Origin of the sequence: Actinophytocola sp. (assembly GCF_036555685.1) — a bacterium.
GTDB lineage: Bacteria > Actinomycetota > Actinomycetes > Mycobacteriales > Pseudonocardiaceae > Actinophytocola.
This window is the reverse complement of sequence record NZ_DATBKY010000135.1, coordinates 1-4558: the sequence shown is the minus strand read 5'-3', so window position 1 is coordinate 4558 and position 4558 is coordinate 1. Positions and strand designations below refer to the sequence as shown.

At 69.2% G+C, this 4558-nt stretch carries 4 protein-coding genes; 3 read left to right on the top strand and 1 reads right to left on the bottom strand.

The features are described 5' to 3' along the window. Positions 1 to 217: 217 nt before the first annotated feature. Positions 218 to 895 (bottom strand): TetR/AcrR family transcriptional regulator, encoded by a 678-nt coding sequence (locus tag VH969_RS13590; protein ID WP_331974088.1) that lies wholly within the window; start codon positions 893 to 895, stop codon positions 218 to 220. Positions 896 to 938: 43 nt separating this feature from the next. Between VH969_RS13590 and VH969_RS13585 the strand changes: the two genes are divergently transcribed. The 3 genes from VH969_RS13585 to VH969_RS13575 form a co-directional block, all read left to right on the top strand. Continuing rightward, on the top strand, positions 939 to 2345 hold the full coding sequence (locus tag VH969_RS13585) for a glycoside hydrolase 5 family protein (RefSeq protein WP_331974087.1): 1407 nt from the start codon (positions 939 to 941) through the stop codon (positions 2343 to 2345). Between the two features lie 114 nt (positions 2346 to 2459). Continuing rightward, positions 2460 to 4055, top strand: a complete 1596-nt coding sequence (locus VH969_RS13580; protein WP_331974086.1) for a D-glucuronyl C5-epimerase family protein — start codon at positions 2460 to 2462, stop codon at positions 4053 to 4055. 103 nt (positions 4056 to 4158) lie between these two features. Beyond that, positions 4159 to 4558 (top strand): FAD-binding protein (locus VH969_RS13575; protein WP_331974085.1); only part of this gene is annotated, 400 nt, incomplete at its 3' end.

Sequence of the window (4558 nt, the reverse complement as noted above, 5' to 3'; positions counted from 1 at the left end):
GAGCGACGCACCAAGGACGGCCTATCCAAGAAAGAGATCATCCGATGCCTCAAACGCTACATCGCCCGCGAGCTCTACCAACTCATCACCACATCAAACGATCTTGAACTCGCCGCTTGACATCCATAGGAGCATCCTGCGGAGTTGCACCTGCGTGAACGCCCTTGAAAGGCGATTCGTAGATCCTGAAACAGGAGTCCCGAGAAGGTCCAGGGGTTCAAATCCCTGCGCCCCCGCTGTTTTCCTTGTCTCGCGGTAGTTGCGTCGCGATGCCGTCCAGTAGGAAGCCCAATACGAGTTCGAACTGGTCGTCCATTGACGGGCCACTCGGGGCGGAGAGCCATTTCGCCAGGTTCGGGTGCTTGCCTGCCGCCCGGGCGCGCATGTCCGACATGGCCTCCGACACCGCGGACGGGGCCTCGAAGCGGGACTCCATCGCCTCCTGCAGGCCCGCGCCGAACACGTGCCGGTCCAGCATCGCCGACTGGGTCATCGCCTCCGCGAGGGTTGCGCCTTCCGCCGTCAGCACGGCCAGCATGAACTCCAGCCGCCGCATCTGGTTGGGCCCCGCCGGCGGGCGGGTGTGGACCAGCTCCGCGTACCAGGGGTGACGCTTGATCATCGCCCGTGTTTCGAGGGCAAGTGCGTGCAGGGCCGGGCGCCACGACGACGACCCGGTAAGCGGGATCTCCGCCGTCGCCGTGTCGAGCATCAGGTCGACCAGGCCTTCCTTGTTCCGCACGTACCGGTAGAGGGCCATCGGCGTCACCTCGAGCCGCGCGGCGACCGCCTTCATCGTCACCGCACCGGCACCGGACTCGTCGGCCACCGAGATCGCCGCCTCGACTATCCGTGCGCGGTCCAGGCGGGACGGGGGCTCGGTCCAGATCGACATGCCGCCGAGTATACGACATATATCTATGGTATATGTTGTAAACATGCAGTTGGGAATCGTCAGGGGGATCAGCTACGGGCTCTTCAAGGAGCCCGACGAGTTCGTGCCCCAGGCCCGCGCGCTCGGCGCCGGCCTGGTGCGCGCCTACATCTACTGGAGCCAGGTCGAACCGCGCCCCGGCGAGTACGACTTCCACGTCCTCGACGCCCTGCTCGGCCAGCGCGCCGACGCCGACATCTGGCTCACCGTCTGCTCGAGTTCGCTCTGGGCCACCCGCGAGCCGAGCGACTTCCTGCCACCGTCGCCGGCGAAGGACCCGGGGCGGTACCGCGAGTTCGTCCGGCGGCTGGTCGAGCACGCGCAAGGCCGGGTCGGGTACTGGCAGTGCGACAACGAACCGAGCAACGTCGGCCTTACCTGGGCCGGCACCGCGGAGGAGTACGTCGCCCAGCTCACCGAGTTCCACGCCGCCGTGAAGGAAGCCGACCCGCACGCGAGCGTCGTACTCGGCGGCTGTGGCTACGACGTGCTCAGCAGCCCGCCCGGCAGCGCGCCGCGCGAGTTCTTCGCGCACCTGACCGACGCCGGTCGTGACGCGTTCGACCTGTTCGACGTCCACCTCTACGGCGACCCCGCCGCGATCCCGTCCTACGTGGACGAGGCGCGGAAGATGATGCGGGCCAACGGATACGCCAAGCCTGTCGTCGCCGGCGAGTTCGCGGGGCCCGTGCTCTTCGAGTTCCCGGAGATCGAGCCGGTCCTGCAGCAGACGATGATGGCGGCGTTCGCTGAGCAGCCACCGGCGACCCAGAGCGTCGACGAGCTGCAGCAGCGGGTAGCGCAGGACAACCCCGAGCGCCGCGCGCTGGTCTCGCTCTACGAGCGGGCCGGCGAGCTGCCCGACCGCCTCCGCATGTTCCTCGACGGCTGCCCGCCCGAGCTCGAGGCCCGCCGCCACCGCGCGAACCAGCGCCAGCTCGTCCAGCGCGCGGTGCTCGCCCTCGCCGCCGGCGTCGAGCTGGCCGCGTACTGGAACCTCGCGCCCGAGGTGCCCGGCGAGATGGAGCCGTACCAGATGATGCACCTCCTGTTCGGCAAGCTCGTCCTGCTCGAGTACGAGGGCACGAAGCTGACCCGGCGCCGTCCCGCGGCGGACACGTTCGCGCTGGTCACCACCGAGCTGGCGGGCGCCACCAAGGCCACGAAGCAGGGCGAGCGCTACGTGTTCACCGTCGAGCGTGACGGCCGGCCACCCTTGCTCGTGCTCTGGGACCACCGCGACGCGTTCGACGGGGAGGACCAGCCGCCGGTCCCGGTCAGCGTTGCGTGGTCCACGGAAGGCGCGACCGCCGTCGACGCTTTCGGCGCGCCGCACGAGGTCGAGGTCGACGGCGGGACGCTCCGCCTGCTGCTCACCGACACGCCGGTGCTGGTCACGCCGACGGAGTAACGGCCGACACCCGTTACCGCGATGTCGAGGTTGCCGGAGAGACTTTCACCGGCCATGGCCGCGCGTGTTCGACAATGGCGCGAGGCAGGACAAGATCGTCGATCGGAGCTGGGGATGAGCTGGGGGCGTCGGTTCGGGTCGTTCGGGGTCGCGGCCCTAGTCTTGAGCATCGGCGTGACCGGCCCGGTCGCGACCTCGGAAGCGGCGGCGGCCGCGGCGAACGAGACGTCCGCGAAGACGTCCGCCGAGCCCCTGCTCCCGAGCGGTCCGGGAAGTGACGCCGACGAAGGCACCCCACTACCGCCCGCTGCCGGTGCGGCCGGCGTCGAGAAGCGGATCGCCGCCATGGAGGAGAAGGCCGCGGAGTCGAGCCGGCCGCTGCCCGACTCGTACCACAAGACGGCCTACGCGTCGCGCGCGTTGTCCTGGCTGGAGCTGCCGTACAACTCGCCGACCGAGTACGGCTTCGACGCGTCCGTACCGCACGACTCGACCGGCGTGCGGATGTTCTCGATCGACGGCCGGCTCTACGACCACCCGGTCGCGCAGGCACAGGAGGCGCTCGAGGCGATCAGCGACTACCACCTCACCGGCAAGGCGGAGTACCTCACCCGCGCCGGCCTCGACGCCCAGCGGCTCATCGACCGGCACGTCCTCTCCGACGACGCGTGGTACTTCCCCTACCCGTTCGACTTCGCGCTGCACGGCGGCAGCGACGTGATGCGGGCGCCGTGGTTCAGCGGGATGGCGCAGGGCCAGGCGCTGAGTGCGTTCAGCAGGCTGTACCAGATCACCGGCGCGCAGAAGTGGCTCGACGCCGCCACCGCCACGTTCAAGAGCTTCCTCAACGCGCCCGCGGAGGGCCTGCCGTCCACCGTCAACATCGACCCGAGCGGGTACCTGTGGCTCGAGGAGTACCCGCTGTGGCCGCCGACCAGCTCCGACCGCACGCTCAACGGCCACGTGTTCGCGACGTTCGGCCTGTTCGACTACCAGGCGCTGACCGCCGACCCGGCCGCGGTGAACCTGTGGAACGGCGCGCTCGCGCACACCAACTGGTACCTGTCGAACGGGTTCCGCAACCCCGGCTACCTCAGCCACTACTGCCTGCGGCACAAGGGCGTGCTGAACGACAAGTACCACGACATCCACTGGCACCAGATGCTCCTGCTGCACGCCGCGAGCGGGGACTCCGCGTGGAGCCGGTACGCCGACGCGCTGATCGCGGACTACCCGCCGCCCGCGGTGACCGGCACCGTCATGCTCGCCGCCGGCACGCACACCGCGTACAAGTTCGACAAGAACGGCGCGATCACGGCCAGCAAGTCGATCAGCCTCTCGCGACGGTCGAGCGCGCCGGGTGACCTGCGGCAGCGGGTCCGCGGCCGCGGCATCTACCTGCGCGTCACGGCCGGGTCGCTCGCCGGGTACTCGGTCGCGGAGCAGTACGCGCACGCGTGGCTGGCCGGCCAGAAGGTCACGGTGACGTATCCGCTCGCGCGCACGGTCTTGATCCCAGCCGGACAGTGGTCGGCGTACAAGTACGACTCGGCAGGGAACACGACGGCGTCGAAGACCATCTCGCTGTCCGCGCCGAGCAGCGCGCCGTTCAGTACGAGTGCGACGATCAACGGCCGCATGCAGGTGTTGGTGACGGCCGGAAGCCTTTCCGGTTACTGGCTGCCGTCGGGCGACATGACACTCCAGTGACAGTGCCCCGTTCGGCCACAGTGGACTACGCAAACGGGGTAACCATGACCCTTGATTGTGGGCTATGGTGCGCCGGTTCGGCCGACAGGGATGAGGAGTGCAGATGGATTCTCGGCTCGGGCGCCGTGCCTTCCTGACCGGCGCCGCGGCGGCGGCGGTCGTCGCGTTCGACCCGGGTCTCGGCTGGGTCACGAAGGCGGACGCCAGCCCGCGCGGGATCAATGTGCCCGGCCTCGACGGAGAGCTCGTCGTCGACGAGCAGTCGCGGGCCGAGGCCGCCGACGACTACGGCAACATCGTTCACCGCACGCCGATCGCGGTGCTGCGGCCGGGTTCGGCGCAGGACATCGTGAAGATGGTCCGGTTCGCGAACGACAACGGGCTCAAGGTCGCGATGCGTGGCCAGGGCCACTCGACGTTCGGCCAGGCGCAGGTGCACGACGGCGTCGTGATCGACTCGCGGACGCTCGCGACGATCCACAGCATCAGCGGCGACCGCGCGG

Excerpts from the sequence above, each read along its gene's own strand:
- VH969_RS13590 (WP_331974088.1), bottom strand. The coding sequence starts at position 895 with ATGTCGATCTGGACCGAGCCCCCGTCCCGCCTGGACCGCGCACGGATA.
- VH969_RS13585 (WP_331974087.1), top strand. The coding sequence starts at position 939 with ATGCAGTTGGGAATCGTCAGGGGGATCAGCTACGGGCTCTTCAAGGAG.
- VH969_RS13580 (WP_331974086.1), top strand. The coding sequence starts at position 2,460 with ATGAGCTGGGGGCGTCGGTTCGGGTCGTTCGGGGTCGCGGCCCTAGTC.